21 protein-coding genes are annotated in these 18,418 nt (G+C 44.5%); 5 read left to right on the top strand and 16 right to left on the bottom strand.

The window, feature by feature from the left end:
* Positions 1–58: 58 nt before the first annotated feature.
* The 16 genes from D1Z90_RS11880 to D1Z90_RS11805 form a co-directional block, all read right to left on the bottom strand.
* Positions 59–370, bottom strand: coding sequence for a carboxymuconolactone decarboxylase family protein (locus D1Z90_RS11880; protein ID WP_119910982.1), 312 nt, complete (start codon positions 368–370; stop codon positions 59–61).
* Between the two features lie 172 nt (positions 371–542).
* On the bottom strand, positions 543–1,262 hold the full coding sequence (locus D1Z90_RS11875; RefSeq protein ID WP_119910981.1) for a response regulator transcription factor: 720 nt from the start codon (positions 1,260–1,262) through the stop codon (positions 543–545).
* Entirely contained in the window at positions 1,255–1,950 is a 696-nt protein-coding gene (locus D1Z90_RS11870; protein ID WP_119910980.1) for a response regulator, read from the bottom strand. The genes D1Z90_RS11875 and D1Z90_RS11870 overlap by 8 nt, the downstream gene beginning before the upstream one ends.
* Entirely contained in the window at positions 1,943–3,277 is a 1,335-nt protein-coding gene (locus D1Z90_RS11865; protein ID WP_119910979.1) for a sensor histidine kinase, read from the bottom strand. Before D1Z90_RS11865 ends, D1Z90_RS11870 begins: the two co-directional genes overlap by 8 nt.
* A complete protein-coding gene (locus D1Z90_RS11860; protein ID WP_158587116.1) occupies positions 3,278–5,467 on the bottom strand; it encodes an ATP-binding protein in 2,190 nt (729 codons plus the stop codon). It abuts the gene before it with no gap.
* Between the two features lie 255 nt (positions 5,468–5,722).
* Positions 5,723–6,625, bottom strand: a complete 903-nt coding sequence (locus D1Z90_RS11855) for a regulator of G-protein signaling domain-containing protein (protein ID WP_119910977.1) — start codon at positions 6,623–6,625, stop codon at positions 5,723–5,725.
* A 12-nt stretch (positions 6,626–6,637) separates the two neighbouring features.
* Entirely contained in the window at positions 6,638–7,102 is a 465-nt protein-coding gene (locus tag D1Z90_RS11850) for a type III secretion system chaperone (protein ID WP_119910976.1), read from the bottom strand.
* An 82-nt stretch (positions 7,103–7,184) separates the two neighbouring features.
* A complete protein-coding gene (locus D1Z90_RS11845; RefSeq protein WP_119910975.1) occupies positions 7,185–8,003 on the bottom strand; it encodes a hypothetical protein in 819 nt (272 codons plus the stop codon).
* A gap of 37 nt (positions 8,004–8,040) precedes the next feature.
* Positions 8,041–8,562, bottom strand: a complete 522-nt coding sequence (locus tag D1Z90_RS11840) for a hypothetical protein (protein WP_119910974.1) — start codon at positions 8,560–8,562, stop codon at positions 8,041–8,043.
* 31 nt (positions 8,563–8,593) lie between these two features.
* On the bottom strand, positions 8,594–9,283 hold the full coding sequence (locus tag D1Z90_RS11835; protein WP_119910973.1) for a transporter substrate-binding domain-containing protein: 690 nt from the start codon (positions 9,281–9,283) through the stop codon (positions 8,594–8,596).
* On the bottom strand, positions 9,280–10,158 hold the full coding sequence (locus tag D1Z90_RS11830) for a helix-turn-helix transcriptional regulator (protein ID WP_119910972.1): 879 nt from the start codon (positions 10,156–10,158) through the stop codon (positions 9,280–9,282). Before D1Z90_RS11830 ends, D1Z90_RS11835 begins: the two co-directional genes overlap by 4 nt.
* Positions 10,159–10,264: 106 nt before the next feature.
* Positions 10,265–11,023 carry a hypothetical protein gene (locus D1Z90_RS11825; protein ID WP_119910971.1) on the bottom strand — a complete coding sequence of 253 codons (759 nt, stop codon included), beginning with the start codon at positions 11,021–11,023 and terminating at the stop codon, positions 10,265–10,267.
* Positions 11,024–11,033: 10 nt separating this feature from the next.
* Positions 11,034–12,167 (bottom strand): type III secretion system translocon subunit SseC family protein, encoded by a 1,134-nt coding sequence (gene sctE / locus D1Z90_RS11820; protein ID WP_119910970.1) that lies wholly within the window; start codon positions 12,165–12,167, stop codon positions 11,034–11,036.
* The gene (locus D1Z90_RS11815; RefSeq protein WP_119910969.1) at positions 12,154–12,660 is read right to left on the bottom strand and encodes a SycD/LcrH family type III secretion system chaperone; all 507 of its coding nucleotides are present in this window, start codon (positions 12,658–12,660) and stop codon (positions 12,154–12,156) included. The genes sctE and D1Z90_RS11815 overlap by 14 nt, the downstream gene beginning before the upstream one ends.
* A 12-nt stretch (positions 12,661–12,672) precedes the next feature.
* Entirely contained in the window at positions 12,673–13,611 is a 939-nt protein-coding gene (locus D1Z90_RS11810; protein ID WP_119910968.1) for a hypothetical protein, read from the bottom strand.
* Positions 13,612–13,627: 16 nt separating this feature from the next.
* Positions 13,628–13,897, bottom strand: coding sequence for a hypothetical protein (locus tag D1Z90_RS11805; protein ID WP_119910967.1), 270 nt, complete (start codon positions 13,895–13,897; stop codon positions 13,628–13,630).
* Positions 13,898–14,313: 416 nt separating this feature from the next.
* Here D1Z90_RS11805 and D1Z90_RS11800 point away from each other — a divergent pair, with 416 nt between their 5' ends.
* Genes D1Z90_RS11800 through sctF form a run of 5 tightly spaced genes read left to right on the top strand, consistent with a single transcriptional unit; the run spans position 14,314 to position 18,418 of the window.
* Positions 14,314–14,727, top strand: a complete 414-nt coding sequence (locus D1Z90_RS11800) for a CesT family type III secretion system chaperone (protein ID WP_119910966.1) — start codon at positions 14,314–14,316, stop codon at positions 14,725–14,727.
* Positions 14,708–16,573, top strand: coding sequence for a type III secretion system outer membrane ring subunit SctC (gene sctC / locus D1Z90_RS11795; RefSeq protein ID WP_158587115.1), 1,866 nt, complete (start codon positions 14,708–14,710; stop codon positions 16,571–16,573). The genes D1Z90_RS11800 and sctC overlap by 20 nt, the downstream gene beginning before the upstream one ends.
* Positions 16,570–17,868, top strand: coding sequence for a type III secretion system inner membrane ring subunit SctD (gene sctD, locus D1Z90_RS11790; RefSeq protein ID WP_119910964.1), 1,299 nt, complete (start codon positions 16,570–16,572; stop codon positions 17,866–17,868). Before sctC ends, sctD begins: the two co-directional genes overlap by 4 nt.
* A gap of 8 nt (positions 17,869–17,876) precedes the next feature.
* Positions 17,877–18,095, top strand: a complete 219-nt coding sequence (locus tag D1Z90_RS11785) for an EscE/YscE/SsaE family type III secretion system needle protein co-chaperone (RefSeq protein ID WP_119910963.1) — start codon at positions 17,877–17,879, stop codon at positions 18,093–18,095.
* Between the two features lie 56 nt (positions 18,096–18,151).
* The gene (sctF, locus tag D1Z90_RS11780) at positions 18,152–18,418 is read left to right on the top strand and encodes a type III secretion system needle filament subunit SctF (protein WP_119910962.1); all 267 of its coding nucleotides are present in this window, start codon (positions 18,152–18,154) and stop codon (positions 18,416–18,418) included.

The raw sequence follows: 18,418 nt of genomic DNA, 5'->3' as shown, positions 1-18,418 counted from the left end.
ATTAGGCGTCAAAAGTGACCATAGAAATGGTCAGAGGGTAAGGCAGACTGAAAAGGCTTTAATTTGCTTCAGTCAGAGGGGAACACTCATCATCATTCAGGTCGATGCGATACTTACTGAGCACCTCTTGCATTTGTAACTTGTTCTGCCCGGCCGAAACGGCCATGACTTTTGCGGTGACGTCGCCAATTTCGCCTTTGCTGATACCGGCATTTTTAGCTTCGAGCAGGTAGTAACGCGTACAAGGCGCACAGTTCACCGCCATCGCAGCGGCCAGCCCTACCAAGACTTCTGTTTTTCTGTCTAAAAATGCATTTTCATGGGTTGATTGATAAAAGGCATCGTATGCCTTTTGGTGCTTTCCAAGCATGTTATATCCATTATTGTTAACGTTACAAATCGTCTTCAGCATTGACCCGTAAAGAACTTTACACGGCAAATCATTCGGTCGTTACAAAAGCTAAGCACCATCTAACTTATCAGCTCTTGCTAGAAAGGGACTGATCGACATCAAAACAACGGATAAAACGAAATAGGTCAGATTAATAAAAAGCGGGGGTTTTGGTCTTTTTCTTGAAGATATAACCGTGGCCATATTGCGACATTATCATATTGTCTTCGCCACTGGCCTGCTTCAGTTTAGTGCGCAGTTTACTCACCAGCATATCCAAAGAACGATCGCCGGGGCGGCTGTTACGCCGGCCTAAAGCCGTCAATAAACGCTCACGAGAAAGCGGCTCATTGACGTTATTCATTAGCATTTGCAATACCAAGCTTTCATTATGCGACAGGCTTAATACATCACCGCTAAGGGTCGTTAATATTTTATGTTCAAACGAGAAGCTCCACTCTTCAGTTAAACCTTTGGCTGACTCAGCTTCAAACGCGGTCTCCACCCGTTGAATAAGGTTTTTGCAATAAGACAGCATTTCCCGGTAAGCGATAGGTTTAACAAAATACGCATCCGCCCCTTGCTCATAAGCTAATACCCTTTCAGCGGGGTCATCTAATTCATGTAAAATAACGATTCCCGCGCTGCACATATAACGTATTTGCTGGCACAGGTTTAAACCTTGATCGTCTTGCAAGCTCAAGGATAAAAACACCAAGTGATAAGACTCTTCGTCGACTTGGTTAAGCACGGATTCAGTGTTAACTATGTGCTCCACACGCCAGCCTCGAGGCGTAAAAAAGCGCCCAAACGAATCGGCTTGAGCAATGTCAGGCTCAATCAATAAGACTCTGGGCTGGTCCTTAAGCACTGACGGCCTCAGACTTCTCTACACCGAGTTCATATTTATAGCCGACGCCATAAATCGATCGAATTGGGTTTTCAAGTAAGGACAGCGAGTTGATCTTCTTCCTAAGGTTTCTGATATGGCTGTCTACGGTGCGATCAGAGTTAATACGAAAATCTGCGTACATGGCATCCATAATTTGATGGCGCGAAAATACGCAACCTGGACGGTCATATAACAGCTTAAACATATTAAACTCTAAGGCTGTTAACTCTACTTGCTGGCCATTAGCCAATACTGAGAGACGGCCCTCATCTAGGGTTAATTCGCTGTGGCTGACTTCAGGCTGCTGTAAACGACGAAAAATAACTTTCACCCTCGCCACCAGCTCTTTCACGCTAAAAGGCTTACATACGTAGTCGTCAGCACCAATTTCTAGGCCAATCAAGCGATCGACTTCTTCCACCTTCGCGGTGACCATAATGATAGGCACCTGGCTGAAGGTGCGAACCTCTTTGCAAATGGTCAGGCCATCGACACCGGGTAACATAAGATCTAATAAAATTAAATCGGGTTGATTTTGCTTCACCCATGCCACCGCTTCAGCGCCATGGTTTAAATGGGTGACTTGAAACTGTGACATTTCCAAGTATTTTTTCACCACAGACGCGATGTCTTGCTCATCTTCTACTAATAATACGTGCTTAGTCATCTTGTTCTCCCAGCTCGCACGATTTAGGCAAGCTTACTGTGACTTCAATTCCGCCCAATGCCGAATGCTGCACTGACATATATCCTTTATGGGCGCTCACTATACTGCGGCAAATAGATAAACCTATGCCCACACCTCCGGTTTCTTTGCTGCGAGAGGCATCGACCCGGTATAACCTGTCGCAAAGCTGACTCAGAGCTTGATCCGGCACTCCGGGCGCAGAGTCGGCTACGCTGATGATGACCGCATCGTTGGTTTCGATAGCACTGAACACCACTTGACCGCCGGGGTCAGTATAACGGATAGCATTTTGAAAAATATTCGCCAATACCTGCATAATGCGTTCTTCATCAACATCTATCTGCAGTTGTGGCGAAAAATGTATCACGCTATTGAGCTGCAAATTATGATTTTGAATCAACGCGGCGTAGGCATCTAAACTTTGTTTTATTGTGCTGTAAATATAAACCGGGTGCTTTTTGATGTATAAATCACCCATATCTGCCAACGTTATCTCGTGTAAACCACTGATCAATCTATCTATCTCGGCTAGCTTACCGTGCAACAGTTGGTAGCTGTCATTGCTGGCAACGCCATCTTCTATCATTTCTAAGTGCAATTTAATAACGCTTAAAGGAGTACGAAGCTCGTGAGAGATATCGGTCAACATTTCATTACGTTTATCCAAAATCTGGATCATGGTATTGGCATGTTCTCGGGCTATTCGTTTTTCATTTTCTTGGGCTTTCAATAGCGCGAGGTACGACTTCTTGAGGGATATTTCATTGAAAAAAGAACAATACACCATGACAACAGAAGCGGCGCAATAACGGATAAAGCTTTGCTGATCCCACTGACCATCAAGCCAAACATCTACCCCAGAGTAGACAATGGGTAGCAGGCAAGCGTAATACAGGCAGACCAAAATAAAGCCATGCTTGGGCCCTTTGAGTAATACCACAAATACCGGGAAGAAAAACGTCCAGATCAAGGCGTAGCTCGTGTTTTGCTGAATCAGAGGCAAGGCCACCAAAAAAGAAAACAGCACAAACACGATAATATTGATTGGAATATTGAGGTTACGCTTGAGACTCATGATCCACAATGCAGAAGAAATAACCACAAACGTAGCAATTTCCATTAGCACCATCAGCATGTTGCCAGCCATAAAATTAACGCCAATAAACAGCGCTAACATCACCAAACACACGGCGCAAAAAGATTTCACCAATACCAATTGGCGCATCAAAAATGCGTCGCCTTGGGTGGGTACACCGGTTGTCAAAAACTGTAACACAGCAGTTTTAACTTTAGAGTAAGTATTCAACTAGCTGGCCTCGCCCATCAACTCTGCAGCAATGCGTGCGCCCGTTAACGGCTTTAATGGTAATTCAATATTAATCTGTAGTCCTCCTAACTCACAATGTTGCGCTTGCATAGTTCCTTGGTGCATTTCGACGTACTTTTTACAAATGGCTAAGCCTAGGCCTGAGCCAGTTTGTTGCCGTGATTTACCCGAATCGCCGCGATAGGCACGGTCAAATAACTGACCGAGATCATCCGCCGATACGCCAGGAGAAGAATCTCGAATGACGATATTACAGCGACTACTGCGCACAGTAACGTTAAACGCTACCAAACCGGGCGCATCAGTATAATGAATACTATTTTGCAATAAATTGCTTAATACCTGCTCTAACCTCAGCGCATCGCCATACATGCTTGCCCCGGCAGCCAGGTGCAGATTCGGCTCAAAGCTCAGCCCTTTTGCTATAGCTAACGCCTTGAATTGCTGATTTAAATCATTAAACATCGGCAATAATAGGAAAGTTCGCTTATTAATGGAAGCAACGTCGGTATTGACCTGGGCAAGCTGATATAAATCCGCCAATAACTCATTAATATAAGCCACCCGATTGTGCAGCAATTCATATGCTTGCTCTTTGTTTTCTTCTACGTCGTCTTCTAAACATTCCAGCTTAAGCTTGAGCACCGACAAAGGAGTGCGTAGGTCATGAAACACTTCTGCCATTAGGGCTTTTTTACGCGCTAAGGTGTCTGCCAGTAGCCGGTTTTCAAGGTCCGCTAATTGCTTGCGTTTAGTATGGGAAAAGAAGGCGACAATTCCCGCAATCGCTAAAATCAATAAGGAGATAAGCACCAAGTTACGCTGCCACTGAAAATTGGCATGAATGGTTTGCCTCAGCTCATGCTTTTTGGTTAGCAAAGCTAACTTAAATTCGTTGCTAATCACATCGGCTTGAACCTGTGCAATAGTGCGCGTGGCAGGGGCGTGAGCATAATGCTGAGCATTCGCCAAATAGTGGAAAATGCGGTAGTTGACCAAGCTTTGTTCAAAATCCTTTTGCTGCGCATAAACGTCACTCAACAATTGATAAGCGTTGAGCTTGACCCTTTCATGATTACTGTGGGTTAAATCCAGCTGTAAAATATCTTGCGCCATGCTAATGGCTTTAGAGAAATTTTTTTGTCCGTAATAAGTGGTTGCAATACCCAGCTTCACTTGCGCTAAGTGGCCTTTGGCTGCAATGCGCTCCAGCATGGCTTGCGCTTGTTCGAAATAACTTAACGCCAACACAAAGTCGCCTTCGCGATTCGCTATATTGCCATAAACCAACTGGCTTAAGGCTAATAACTCAGGAAAGTCCTGTTGTTGTAAAAGGTGTTCACTCAAGCGTGCATAGTGCTTCGCTGAGCTGAGTTGGTTTAATTCCAAATAGCTTTTAGCCAGAAATAAGTAAACACTCACTTTCAGGTTATCTGCCAATTCGTATTGACTCGAGGTGGCTTCCAGTAGATAAAAAAGGGCTTTTTCTGGCTGCATAGATTGAAAATACAAAATACCAATTTGCGCTAAGGAGCCGGCGATCAAATCTTCATTATGTTGTCGATAATAGGCCAATAACTCGACCGCGTATTCAAGTGCGGTATCCAGATCGCCCCGCTGTTGGTACATTGATGTCAAAAATGCAATCACGCGATGTAAGCTGGCTTCATCGGTCAGTTCAGCCAGTAATCCATATGCTTGTTGCATGGCTTGTTGTGCCAAATGACTTTTATCAAGGGCTTGGTATACCGAAGCCAATTGCACTTGTGTGACCAGTAAGTGCTCAGGCAAAGCAAGCTGGCGATACTTTTCTGCCGCTTGGTTAAAGACTTGCAATGACGAGTGGTATTGACCAATTAAGTTAAGTCCATGAGCAAGTAAACTCTGGCCTTGGGCTACAGCTAAAAGGTCTCCGGTTTTATTAGCTAACGCCAACATTTCAGTAGCCAATAAAATGCCTTCTTCTGTCTCATTGAGCTGGAAAGCGATATTTATTTTGACGCTGAGGTGTTCCAACTCTGGAATGCTTAACGTTTGCTGGGTAGGCTTGCCAACCCGAGGCAGATAAGAAAATGAAGCCAGTGACAATAGACCAATACTTGAGTCACTATTCGGGTGCTCAATGTTATTGATGTGTTTAGCGCTAATGCTAAACGGAAATAGGCTCACAACTATCAATAATGCACATGAGAGTCGCTTGCACCAAGCATTCATCTGAATAAATCCATCCTTTGAACCCAGGCTTTACTGGCATAAAGCCCTCGACCTTCATCCTTAAGGCCTACTACATATAAACCGTATAAGACTAAAGTTTATGCAATTAAGCAAGCGGCGAGATCGCTAAGTAAAAAAAATGATTAATTAGTGATTTTTTTGTAAGTAAGATGTTACAGGCCTCAACTTAAGAGACCTGTAACAATTGGTTTAGTGATCTAATTGATTAAAACGTGTGCGTGTATCACCTAGTAAGTAGTGAATTTCTTTTAAACATACCTCTAAAGTATCACTCACATCTTGTTTACGCTGTGAAGTCAGCTGTTCTAACTCTTGTTGAGTTTGACCATTCACAGTATCAGGCGTGGTAGGAGTTGCAACAAAAGCTTCTAATGCAGCTGTGAACTTTTGATTAGCAGAAAATGATATATTCAACTGGAACTCAGCCCCAGAAGCAACAAAGTCGTTATAGAAGTCGACCAGCTTTTGAGGATCGTCTGTCATCGCTGCAAGGCGATCTTCTGGGCTGTCAGAGTCACGCCCATTTGGGTAAATATCTTGTCCAGCCGCTTGGAAACATAAGACATTTTCAGGAGAAAACTCTTTTTTCGTGTGATTGTAGAACATTTCAATGGAGCCTTCTAAGTCAGATAAGTCATCAATACCGAACGTTTCCATCATAGTGTCCATGGTACTGAGAACTTGCTGAACTTCACCTTCAATACGTTCATTGCGTTGCTTTTGACTCTCAAAACCCGGCGTGATGCCTTTTAGGCCGTCAATCGCGTTATCCCAGCCTCGCTGTGTACCATCAGAGATAGCGTGACCGATGCTATGCGCGCCAGATTTAATCGATTGACCTAAATCAATCCAAGTTTGCTTTTGCCCTAGAGGAGCAAAAAAGTCTTTCACTTTATTACAGCACTCACTGAATTTTTCACGAAACGTTTTGGTAGCTTCGGTATTATTCGCTTCGCTAACGTCACGGCCACCCATCACTTGCGAGTTAGAAACCGAATTTGTTTCGTCAGTATTAACCGATACCGAAACAGTTGAAGTTGGCGATAACGGTGAATTACCCTGTACCGGGCTTGGATTTGAACCAATTGGCATGATTTGTCTTCCTTAAACTTGTAGCATATTGATGTTTGGCTGTAGCACTTCTGACTCACTTTGTTGCGGTTGCTGCTGCAAGTCGACTACCACGCTTTGCCAATATTCAGCCACATCTACAAAAAGATTTAGCTGGTTTGCTAGCTTTTCGCCGCTGTCTACGGCTGGAGAATATATTTTTGAGAGCAACAGTTTATTATCGTCCGGCGAAAGCCCTAACGAAGCACCACGTGTAAACTCAAAGCCAATATTCGCGCCAAGTAACATGCGCAGCACTTTCTCTGGCACGTCAGAGGCTAATTCACCCACTTCAGCCATGGCTAAGATTCCTTCGCCCTCGGTGTCTACTTCCGTTGGTTCTAATACCACTAAGATCTCACCAATTTGTAAGGCGTAATAATCGTCTGGTACGTTAGGCTTTTCAAAACCGATAACTCGTCCACATTCTTCGGCTATTAGCTTAAATCTTTCACTCATAAATGCTCCGCTTGCTTAGTTGTAGCAAGTTGCTACGTAAACCTGTTGCTCAGGCTAAATTATTGTTCAGTAGTCGAATTGATTACTGTTGCACGAACTTGTCGACTAACGTGGCCAGCTGGTAATACTGCTCAGTGGCAACGGCTTCATACACATCACTCAACTCATTCACGATTTGTTGCTTGTCATACAGGGCTGCATCACGTTGTTCGTCAGATTGGGTCGAACTAATCACCATATCTAACGTTTCAATCTGTTGCAGTAATAATTGCGCACTGCGTTGGTAGCTGCCAGAGTCACCTGCAACGTGCTCTTGATAGAACTGTTGTAATTGCGTGGTGTCTGTTGTCATTCCTTGCTGGCGGTTTTCACGTTGGGTTACCAAGTTGCCTTGACTACCTTGCTTAAAATCCATTCCCTCGGGAAACAGTTGGCCATAGGCGGTTAACGTCTCGATAACTCCTGTTTGTTGATTATCTTTGGCAAACTGTTGCAACACTTGGCTACTATTCGTGTCACTGTTTAGATTGCTAATGGCGGTATCCATATCGGCTCTAAACTTTTGTAAACAGTCTTGTTTAAGCTCTTGCTTAAAGTCATTACTGATACGCTCACTGGTAATATCTTTACCCGACATCATAAGCTGGATAGGTTTACTCACTTTGTTTGAGAAACCTTCGCTGATGGACTGACACATGCTCTCCAGTTTGCTCTTAATCGTGCTACAAGCACGTTTAAAAGTCTCTCGCAGCGATGACGTTGCAGTATCGTCATTGGCTTCAGAAACTGAGCGCTGTCCCATGACTTCAGAGCTACTTACCGACTGCTTTTGCGTCTGTAATTGCGACTCTTGAGTTTGGTAGCCCATGCTATGACCGGTCACTAAACCACCTACAGGCATAGTCTTTCTCCCTTGTTTTCAAGTACGAATCATTTCGTTACTTGATAATCCTTAATACCATCACAGCCAAAATATCGAGCACCGCTTTCTTGGCTGTTTGGTCTTCTAATTCTTCTGCTAGCGCACTCAGCGCGCCAGATAACTCAATCGATAAATGCTGATGGCGACCGAAGCCTTTCACTTGCGTTAATTGCGCAAACAATTGGTTCAGCTGCTGCGCTAAAGTACAGAAATCTTGGTTATTACCTTGGTAACCAAACCGGCCTTGTTCACTGGTTAACTTACTGTCACACACCGCGGTGATAAACTTCGCCGCTTGCTGCAATTCGTTGCGTTGTAACAGTTCCCCTAACAAACCGGTATTACGACGTAAAAACTCAACCTTCTCTGGCCCTTGGTTTAACGCAGCAAACGTTTGAGCCAAGTCTTTCGATTCATTACTCTGCAACCTACCTACCATGCTTGAAACCTGAGATTTTATATGGCTCTGGTCAGCGTAAGCGCTTGATGGGAATTGCAACTCTGTGACTCTGCGACGCTTCAGTAATTTTTCATCCATCTCTTTATCCTGCAGTTTCAATCCTTGAAACTTAACGCAACATCTTGTTTAACTTATTAAATTCATCACGACTTACGGTGCGTTGGTTCACCAATAAAGTGAACGCTTGTTGATGGCTAAACGAAGAAGCCACCACACCGGTATTTAAATCATTTTGCGCCATGTACGCTTTGAGCATGGCTTCATCAGCAAATAGGCTATCAATCTCTCTGTTTCTCAGGGCTTGATAACATTCCGCCATGGCACCGCAGGCCACGAGCTTTTCTTGCATTTTGCTTTGGGTATTGATGGCTTCATTGACAATGCCCGACTCCCCCGTGGAGACGTAACCGATGCGTTTCAACTTTTTTGAAAAACTATTAAAAAAGCTGTATTTGTGTAACTTACGAGGGTCATCAGAGCGAACATAAAAGGTAAAAGTTCGCACGCTAAGGGGTTCACTGCTCCAATAGCCCTGTTCTAGAATGCTGTCTGTAACGGGAATGCCTACCGCGACGTCGATGTTGCCATTGGTTAACTGACGATGCAGGTTAATCACATCCAGATACTGTATGTCTAATGTCGTGCCTGCTGGGTCAGACATGCCACGGTGCCACTGATTTAAGCGGGTATCTTTTAATACCCCAAACTTAATGCTCGAAAGTAGGCTGTTTTCGGTCGGTCTTGGCGCCGCACAAGCAGCCAGTAAGCTGATGCATAAAGCAGAAATTAATACTCTCATGACATTGCCTGCCTTACTTTAGTTGGCGTAATACCAAAACGTGCTTTGTACGCTTGAGTAAAGTACGACTGGCTTGAAAAACCGGCAGTGACTGCGATATCTATGATACGCATGCTGTTGGTGCGCAACAATTCATCGGCGTAACGTAATCGACGCTCATTAATCCAAGCTCGTGGGGATTGGTTATAAACCTGGTTAAACAAGCTCTTAAATGCGGTAAGGCTGACCGCGTATTCTTTCGCAAACAGCTCAAGTGACCAATCGTTCAGAAAGTTAGCTTCCACAAACTCGCGAAAACGTGCCGTAGCAGGGTCACACGCTGATAACAACTGATCGGCCAATTCACTGCCACCTTGCTCTGTCAGTTGTAACAGTAATAATTCTTCCAGTTTTAGGCCCATAAGGCTTTCAGCAGTTTGGTTTTGTAATAGCTGTGCAAAACCAGTCATCGCCATGCGAGTTAAATCGCAGCCTTCAAAGCGAAGGGGTAAAGGTAACGTCTCTGTTAGCCTTTTTTGCTGCGCATTAATTAACGCGTCAGCGTAACGGTTTTTGAAGCGTTGTAGCATTTTGTCATTGCAAGACAAAGCCAGTACAACACTGTCGGTTGCAGGGGTCAGGTTAGTGGCGGTGAAATTGGCACCGTCTAAGGTGACTAAAGTACCGGCGGCAATCACATCATCACCGTACGGAGATGTCAGGTTCACCTCGCCGTTAATCACTAGGAATAAATTAAAGCTGGCTGTAAAGGTACAGTTCAAACTTTCTCCTGCGGCTAACGTCCACAAAGAATAGTCAAACAAATCAGTCTGTTGTGAAATCTCTTCCGTGCGAGACTGTCGTTCTATGTTGTTCATTTGAGTGGCCACTTCCATACAAGGCTCCTAGTATTTAGGCAAAACATGCCCCTGAGCTAATTTCTCAGCTCACGCATCCGTTATATTTCTTAAATATGAGGGGGAAATCCCCCCTCATTGAGGCTTAGATATTGCGCCCAACAGCTCGCATGCTATTGGTCACTTCTTCCAGCAATGATTTCGCTATTTGCATTAGCTCTTGCACCAACTGGTTGAAGTGACTTTCCCACATTTCCGCACGTTGTTTATCAACTTGTGCTTCTTGCGCTACTGCGTCTGCTTCTTTTTGCTGAGCAGTAGACTGCTGACGAGTCTCTTCTGCTTTGTTTGACTCAAACTCTGAGCTGGCACTAGTGACCTGCCCTGAACCTGAGAAGCCTGACGATACGCCCTGCGCTGCCGATGTAGCTGCTTCAGTACTGGTTCCTGCGTACTTCATGCCACCAAGCGTTGCCAGACTAAACACACCCGCTGCGATGGTTAGCGCACCTGCAACCATCTTTAGCTTCGCCGCTGAGTCGGCTTGTTTTTTGGCTTCTTCTGCGTTGTCAATAATGATGTCTGCTTGGGTTAGTAACGACTGCACGTTAGCTTCCATCGAACTGATAACACAGTTAGCTTCCACCGATTGCGACTCACGAAACAGTGATTGCAAAATAAACATCAATTTAGCGATGTCGATAGATTTATCTAATGCGTTTGCTAAATCAAAGCTCGCAGTTTCTAAGCTTTTGCTGCCGTTAAGGACGTCGGCAATGTAGTTATCATCAATGTCATTGATATTAACGCCAGTGCTCGAGGCCGTTACCTTGATATCCGACACCGTTACCGGTGGATTCAAGTTAACTGGTTGAGGTCCATTATTCGTAATTCCGTTTGGCATGCCTAACTCCTTAGATAGCACCGCGTGCAACAATGGTGTTCGAAGTATTCGATAAGTCTTGCGATACTTCAGAAACAATGGCACAGGCACGAGTCAAAGAGCCCACCTGTTCATTCATGAACTCTAACAAGCGCTCCATAATGGCTTCTAACCTAGCGATTAACGCTTTGTTTTCCATTACTTGTGCCTGTAGCTGCTCAATTTCATACTGCAGTTCAGCCGCTTTCTCTTCGTATTCAGCCTGCTGAATTTGAGTCGCACCAGAGGCAATAGAACCACCCGCCGTAACAACCGCACCAACCACTTTGATGTTGCTTAAGATGCTCTTAATCAAATCATCGGTTTGGTTTTTAATTAGGGTTTCACAAAGGTTTTTTGCAGCTTGTTCAATGGTTTCTTCAACAATCTCTTCAGCTACTTCTTTCGCAACTTGCTCAACGGCTTCTTTGGTGACTTCTTCAGCTGTTTCCTTGGCGGCAGTTTTGGCCGCGACGGCCCCCGCTGCTGCACCGAAAGTTAAACAACCAATACCAATAACTGTACATGCAAGCGCGGTATAACCTAATATTTCCGCCGCTTTGTCTTCCCCGCATAAGCTACATACTTGTGCTGCAAGGTCTAGACAGCCAGCCGCACATAAAAATGCGCCACCAGCAATAAGAGAGGGTTGACCAGAGATAACGCCCGCTGCAAGAGATGCAACACCGCCAACTAGACTGGCTACAGCGGTAACAAAGCCAAATACTTTGCCAAATACGCCCGCTTTTTTTGCTTTTTTCTTCTGTTTTGCTGCTTCTTCAAGTTGCTCTAAACGTTTTTCTTCTTGCTCATTGGCTTGATCAATACGTTCTTGCATGAGTTTTTTCTGCTCAGCTTGTTTGGTCTCAAGCTCAGTTTTAGTTAACTCATTTGAAGATTCAACAATGTCTTTCATTTTCGCAGCAATCAAATACAACGCTGCGTAAGTGCTTTGCTTTGGTGTATCCAAAGCAGGCGCTCCACTGGTATAGTTTGATACCGTTTCCGATATCTTGGCATCGTCTGGGTTAACACCGGTTGTGGCTTCTTGAATTATCCCTTTTACGTCTGAGATAACGTTGCCGATGATGTTTCCCGTCATGCCAAGGTTATTACTTATGCTCATTACTGGCCTCCTGGTCAGCTTGTTTGGTTTGGACTAGTTTTAGTAGCCCTTCTGCTTTCGCTTTTAATTCCTGGTATTCAGGAATCTCTCCGGCACGCATAGCGGCTGCATAAAAACCGCTTTCGGCACTCTTTAGGTCATTTAATGCCAGGTGACACTCACCGGCATGAAATGGCAGTCTCGGATCGTCAGCATCAAAAAGTACGGCAATACTGTAAGTATCTGCGGCTTCTTGGTATTTCTCTTTGGCTTGGCGACAGCCGCCTAGGCCCAAGTAGTAAGAAATGTTGTAGTGGTTGTAGGTCACCAATAATTGGAACAATTTCTCTGCATCATCGTAACGGCAGCTTTGGTAAAGGTTATAAGCCACCATGTAAATACTGTCTAACTCGTCGTCCGTTACATCCAACAGCTCATGAATTACCCCGCCTTTATCAATAAACGCTTTCATTTGCTCGTTGTCGATTAATGCTGGGTTTAGTTGTTCACTCATGGGTTTAATCCTTTAACTGTTTAAGCCTTTTAGGGCATCAAAGTAAGTGCTGGCGTAACTAGACATGGCTTCAACTAAGCTGTTGTAGCGGGAATTACGCGTTTGAAAGTCAGTGCTTAATTGCTCAGCCTGAGTCGATTTTTCTTTTACTAGGTTACGAATTTCTTCTTGGGCGTTACTGAAATCATTAGCGTAGATTTCCATGTTACGGCCATGAATTTCTAATTTATGGGTACCAAAGCGATAGTCTGTACCAGGATCATTACTGGTTGATACTGACAGCCCCATCCATTCAACATAACTGTTGTTGGTATCGTGCAAAAAGCTTTTACGGTCAGCAGCACTCAAGCTTGGAAACTGCTCAGTCATGGCTTTGTAGTAACTGCCATCGGTGTCATAACAATCTATGGTGATCTTGCCGTTTTTCTCAATTTTCTCTTCGTCTTGCAGCCAAGTGTCCAGAGACGATAAGTCGGTCACTAGTTGGTTTAAGGCGCTGATATCTTCTTGGATATCTGAGATAACCAGAGTTTGTAGCTCATAACCTACTGTGTCACTGCTAAGCTCGGTGCCATTGAAGATTAGCGACCCACCCGCAGAAAGCTCGATGTATTTTAGGTACTGTTCCATATCACTTGGGTCGTTAAATACCACTTCGCCGTTCGAGCCGATGGTGACTTGGTTAGAGCTTTTAAGTGTCGCCAATGAAGGATTCACACCTGAGAAATCACTCTCTACGCCAAATTGGTAACGTAAGGTTTCACCTGAAGCGTTAAGGGCCACTAATACTGCGTGAGGGTCCATTTCTAAATCGATGGCTTTTAGCTGCGCAGCGGTTTTAGTCACCGTGGTGTTTGCACCATCAACGATGACGTTTGCAGTCACAGAAGTTTCTGAATAAACACCGAAGTTCCATGCCCATGTGCCATTTGTACTATCGTAAACTGACATTGTCTTCCTGCCCTTGTTAAATCATCACTCGATTACGCGGTGGCCTTCTTGTGGCCTTTTTTGGCTGCTGTGTTGCCAGCCATTTTTGTGCTTGTGCTTGTGCTTGGTCTTGCGTTGTTTTACCGCTGTAGCTCTTATCGGCTAACTGGCGCTTTAATTGACCTACAGAAATACCCAGCTTATTGGCAAGGTCCTGCTCTAGGGCATTGGTACGATTGAGCTGCTGCTGGATATCTTGCTTAATCTGCTTTTGCCGAGTTGCAATCTGTTGCATTTCGTCTTGCATTTCACATTCCTTGCTACTGCTTTCAATATGCTCAGTTTAGGCAGCAACATTTCAACTAATTCGCACAAATGTAATTAAAAGGTAATAAATGTAATCAATTGAATTTAGATCGTAAAAAACACATATAGACAATCAAAAACAATCACTTAAATTCAATTTCGCGATTTAACCACAATAGAAAAAGGGAGATAGCGGACAGTAATTTGATAAAAGCGGGGTTAAATGTCATCAAATTGAATGGTAAAAATGATCGATTTTTTATCTATTTAGATAAAAACAATGATCCAAATCAATGCCAGTGACGTTGCAAGCGGGATCAAAAGTGATAAATCAATCCAATTTATAAAAATTGCCGCCGTTGAGTGAAATTCTCTGTCATTGCTTTGTGTCACAGTTAATCATGACAAGGAGGGCTAATGACACTAGAGCAATTTATCGATGGATTGAAGCAAGCGCTCAACATCCAATCACTTTCACCACGCAAGCAAGGTTACAGCTTGTTATTTGATGACACACTAGCCGTTGACGTAATAACCGCTAGGGGTGAATTGATCTTGTTATCACCTGTGTCCCAGCTTGCGGACAATGACTATCAAAAAGAACAGCAATTAAAGCAAGCAATGGCGTGGTCATTACCTTGGGGGCAAGGCAATACGTGTTTAGCTCAACAAGGAAACACCGTAGTAGTGCAAACTCGCGCCAGCTTACAACAAGACTTTGAAGCATTAAAAGAGCTGTTAAATAGTCACTGCCAATATGTCGAACAACTCGAACAACTCGAATTACAAGCCGTCCAACAGGTATATCAAGATGTCTTTATCAGGCCTTAGCACTTTTTGCTTATCACTCCTCATGGCAGCCTTATTATTCGGTGGCCAGGCTCAAGGAAAACAACCTCAGTTGGCTGAGCAGCCCTTTGAATATTATGCTGAAGGCGAGACCTTGCGAGAGGTGCTTACCGCATTAGCCACCAGCTCGGGCTTAAGCGTCAATGTTAGCTCATCTATCAATGATACTTTTAATGGCCACTTGCAACAGCGCAGTGCTCGACAAGCCCTTGATTACCTTGCTAGCGCTTATGATCTCATTTGGTATTTCGACGGTTCTACTTTATACGTTTATAAAAGCACTGAAATTCAAAGCCAAATCTTCAGGTTAAATGGTGTCTCTGTCAGCCAGATAAAAGACACTATGGTCCAACTCAAAATTTGGGATAACCGTTTTGATTGGCGCGCAATTGAATACAGCGGCATTTTGATGGTGTCAGGTCCACCTCGATACCTTGAACTGGTTAATCAAACCGTCAACCTGTTACAACAAGACTCAGATCCTAGCCTTTCTGACCCGCTAGAAATGCGCATTTTCAAACTCAAACACGCGTCTGCGGTTGACAGAAAGTTTACCGCCCGCGGTGATGACATAGTGATCCCTGGCGTCGCAACCATGCTGGCCAATATGGCTGGCGCGTCGGATAACCGAGGAAAAAGCACCACGGTCTCTTTAAAGAAAAACCCGGTTGGCAAACAAAAAGGCATGGAGATCAACAAGACTGAATCTGAGCCGGCGGCAGCAGAAAACAGTGCTGCTCAAGGCGAAGCTCACTCTTTAGTGCAAATACAAGCCGACCCTAGCTTAAATGCCGTTATTGTCCAAGATTACCGCTCTCGGATACGCTTGTACGAAAATTTAATCAAACAATTAGACCAACCACGAGAGCAGTTAGAGATAAGCCTGGTTATCATTGATTTAGCAACCAATTCATTGCAAGAGATTGGTGTCGACTGGCAAGTTAAACAACTAAAAGTGGGCGATGGCTTAGTGGATCTTATTTTGCCTGGCGCAAGTGATGCCATCGCCGATGAAATAGTGCAAACCAATGCTGACTTTCTTGCCACTGTCAGTGCGTTGGAAGGAGAAGGGCGCGCCCGAGTGACCTCTCGCCCAGCGGTGGTCACTGAAAATGGCATTCAAGCCATCTTAGATAACAATGAAACCTTCTACGTTAAAGTAGAAGGTGAGCGTGTAGCGGAATTAGAAGCGATTACTTACGGCACCATGCTACAAGTGACACCACGTATCGTGGAAGACGGCCAACCGATTAAGCGCATTTACCTCGACTTAACCATTGAAGATGGTAATCAGGTACAAGATGGCGCGGTGGACTCACTGCCTACGGTTAAAAATACGCAAATTAGCACTCGAGCCAGCGTACCAGAAGGCGCCAGCTTATTGATCGGTGGTTACTTCCGAGAAGCCAATACTTACGGCAATACTTCCGTACCTGGCTTGGGTGATATCCCTTACGCAGGAGAGTTATTTACCCACCATAAAGACACCACGCAACAAATGGTGCGCCTGTTTATGATCAGTCCGAAAATTCTTAAAGTCGATGAAATTAAGCCTACGGTTGAAGATGATCTTAACCAGCCATTTTCTTTCTCTGATCAAATTACAGACATGGCTAATATGAGCAACAGTAATAGCCGTATTTTTGCGATTGATAATTTACAACCATGTGAAACCTCATCGAAAGCCCGTAATAGAAGAAACAATTACATGGACAAAGGCTACACCACCATGGTGAAAACGTGTCGCGATCTAGACGGAGTACCCGGTTATCGGGTGGCATTGTCACAGTGCCCGCTAGGTGCCAATGAACCGGAGTGTCGTTTATGAGCCACTGGAAACTCAGGATCCTCAACACCTCATACAAAGACGCAGAGGTCCATCTTAGCGAAACCCAAATATTAGGTCGCAATGAACACAAAGCAGACTTAGTTATTGATGATGCAAAGGTTCATGAAGAACATGTGCGCATCACCACCACGGAGGAAGGCGTCAAGATTGAGCCTCTCGACGATACGGTGCGGATCCAGGTTGACGGCCAAAGCTGGGATGAAAGCCTTGCTTTGCCAATGCTGCAACCGCTGCGCTTAGGTGAGCTAATTATCATGCTGGCAGAAGAAGGAATTGATTGGCCGGCCAAAATTCCAGATTTCGACCAGCTTGAAAGTGTTAACGATACCCAGCCAACCGCTGCAAAGCCTGCTGCATCAGAGCATAAGGGCTACAAACACGCATCCACTATTATGTCACTAGGAGCCTTGGTAACCTTGGTCTTTGCCGTGGTGATTTACTTTCAGATCAAAGAATCCGCACCAAAAATCGTCGCCCCTAAAGTTGATGTACAACAAACTAAGCAAATTATCGGCACAGACAGTCACCCGCATTTGTCTTTGGCATGGGATGACATCAACAATAAACTCAGCTTGTCGGGTTACGTAGAAACGACTGCAGATCGTAAAGCTCTGTTAAATCGCGTTGAAACGCTCAACATTCGCTATACCAGTGATATTCGTACCATGGACGAAATCAAATCGGCGGCGCGCTTTATTCTTAAAAACCTCGAACTGGATGCCATTGATATCAAGTCGGGTGAAGCCGCAGGCAGCTTAGTATTTGTCACCGATTCAAACAGCCTGGCAGCCTGGGGACGCGTTGAGCAAATTTTGCAACGTGACATTCCCGGCCTGACCTCATGGCAACTAGACATTATTGAAGAGCAGCCTGCCCTTGAGCAGTTAAAAACCTTACTCGCGGCTTCAACCTTCGCCAACAAAGTTATCGTTGAAGACAAAGGCGACCGTATAGAACTTGTGGGTAATTTGAGTGGCTCAGAGTTGAGAGAGTTTAAGAGTCTTAAGCAGGACTTTATGAAGCGCTTTGGCTCTAACCCGCACTTATTACTGACGACGCCTAAATTAAAAGAAGACGACAGCGCTGATATTAACTTACGTTTTCGCGCGGTGCGCATTGGCGCCGTGCCTTACTTAATTTTGGACAATGGCCAGAAATACTTTGAAGGCGCTCGCCTGCCCAACGGAGCTCGCATTGCTAGCATCCGTAGCGGCGGCGTTTACCTCCAAAACGATCAAAAAACATACATAGTCAATTTTGACAGCACCTTGTAGGAGTAATCATGTCAGCAGAACTCGAACAAAAACTGGCTGAAGACGCGAATTATGCCGATGAGCTGATTGCACAGCTCAGCCAGCATCAGCAAGCGAGCAAAGCGGATTTAATGCGAGGTTTACCGCCGGAGCAATACAAAACCACCCAAGCCTTGGTGAAAGCCTTTGATGCCGCCATCAAGATTATAAAAAAGACTAAAACTAACACTTTATCAACTTCAGACTAAAGCAAGTTAGTGGTCAGTAAGTATGCTAACAATAGCCAATCAAAAGGAGATCTGTCATGGCTTTTAACGCGATACAACACACGGCAATTACCGATACTACGTTTAACCTAAATACGGCATCGGGCCACCTATCAGAAGTCGCCAATACATCAAACACTACGATGAATACCGCGCTAAGTGAATTGAAAGCAGATCCGAACAACCCTGCTAAGCTGGCTAACTTTCAAGCCGCAATGAACGAATGGTCAGTAGTAATGAACCTAATTGCTACGGTTCAAAAAGCCATGAAAGATTCTATGTCTTCGATTGTGCAAAAAATGTAA

Origin of the sequence: Motilimonas pumila (assembly GCF_003596335.1) — a bacterium.
GTDB lineage: Bacteria > Pseudomonadota > Gammaproteobacteria > Enterobacterales > CBDFNC01 > Motilimonas > Motilimonas pumila.
The sequence above is the reverse complement of the archived record's forward strand: the minus strand, read 5'-3'. Positions and strand labels throughout refer to the sequence as shown.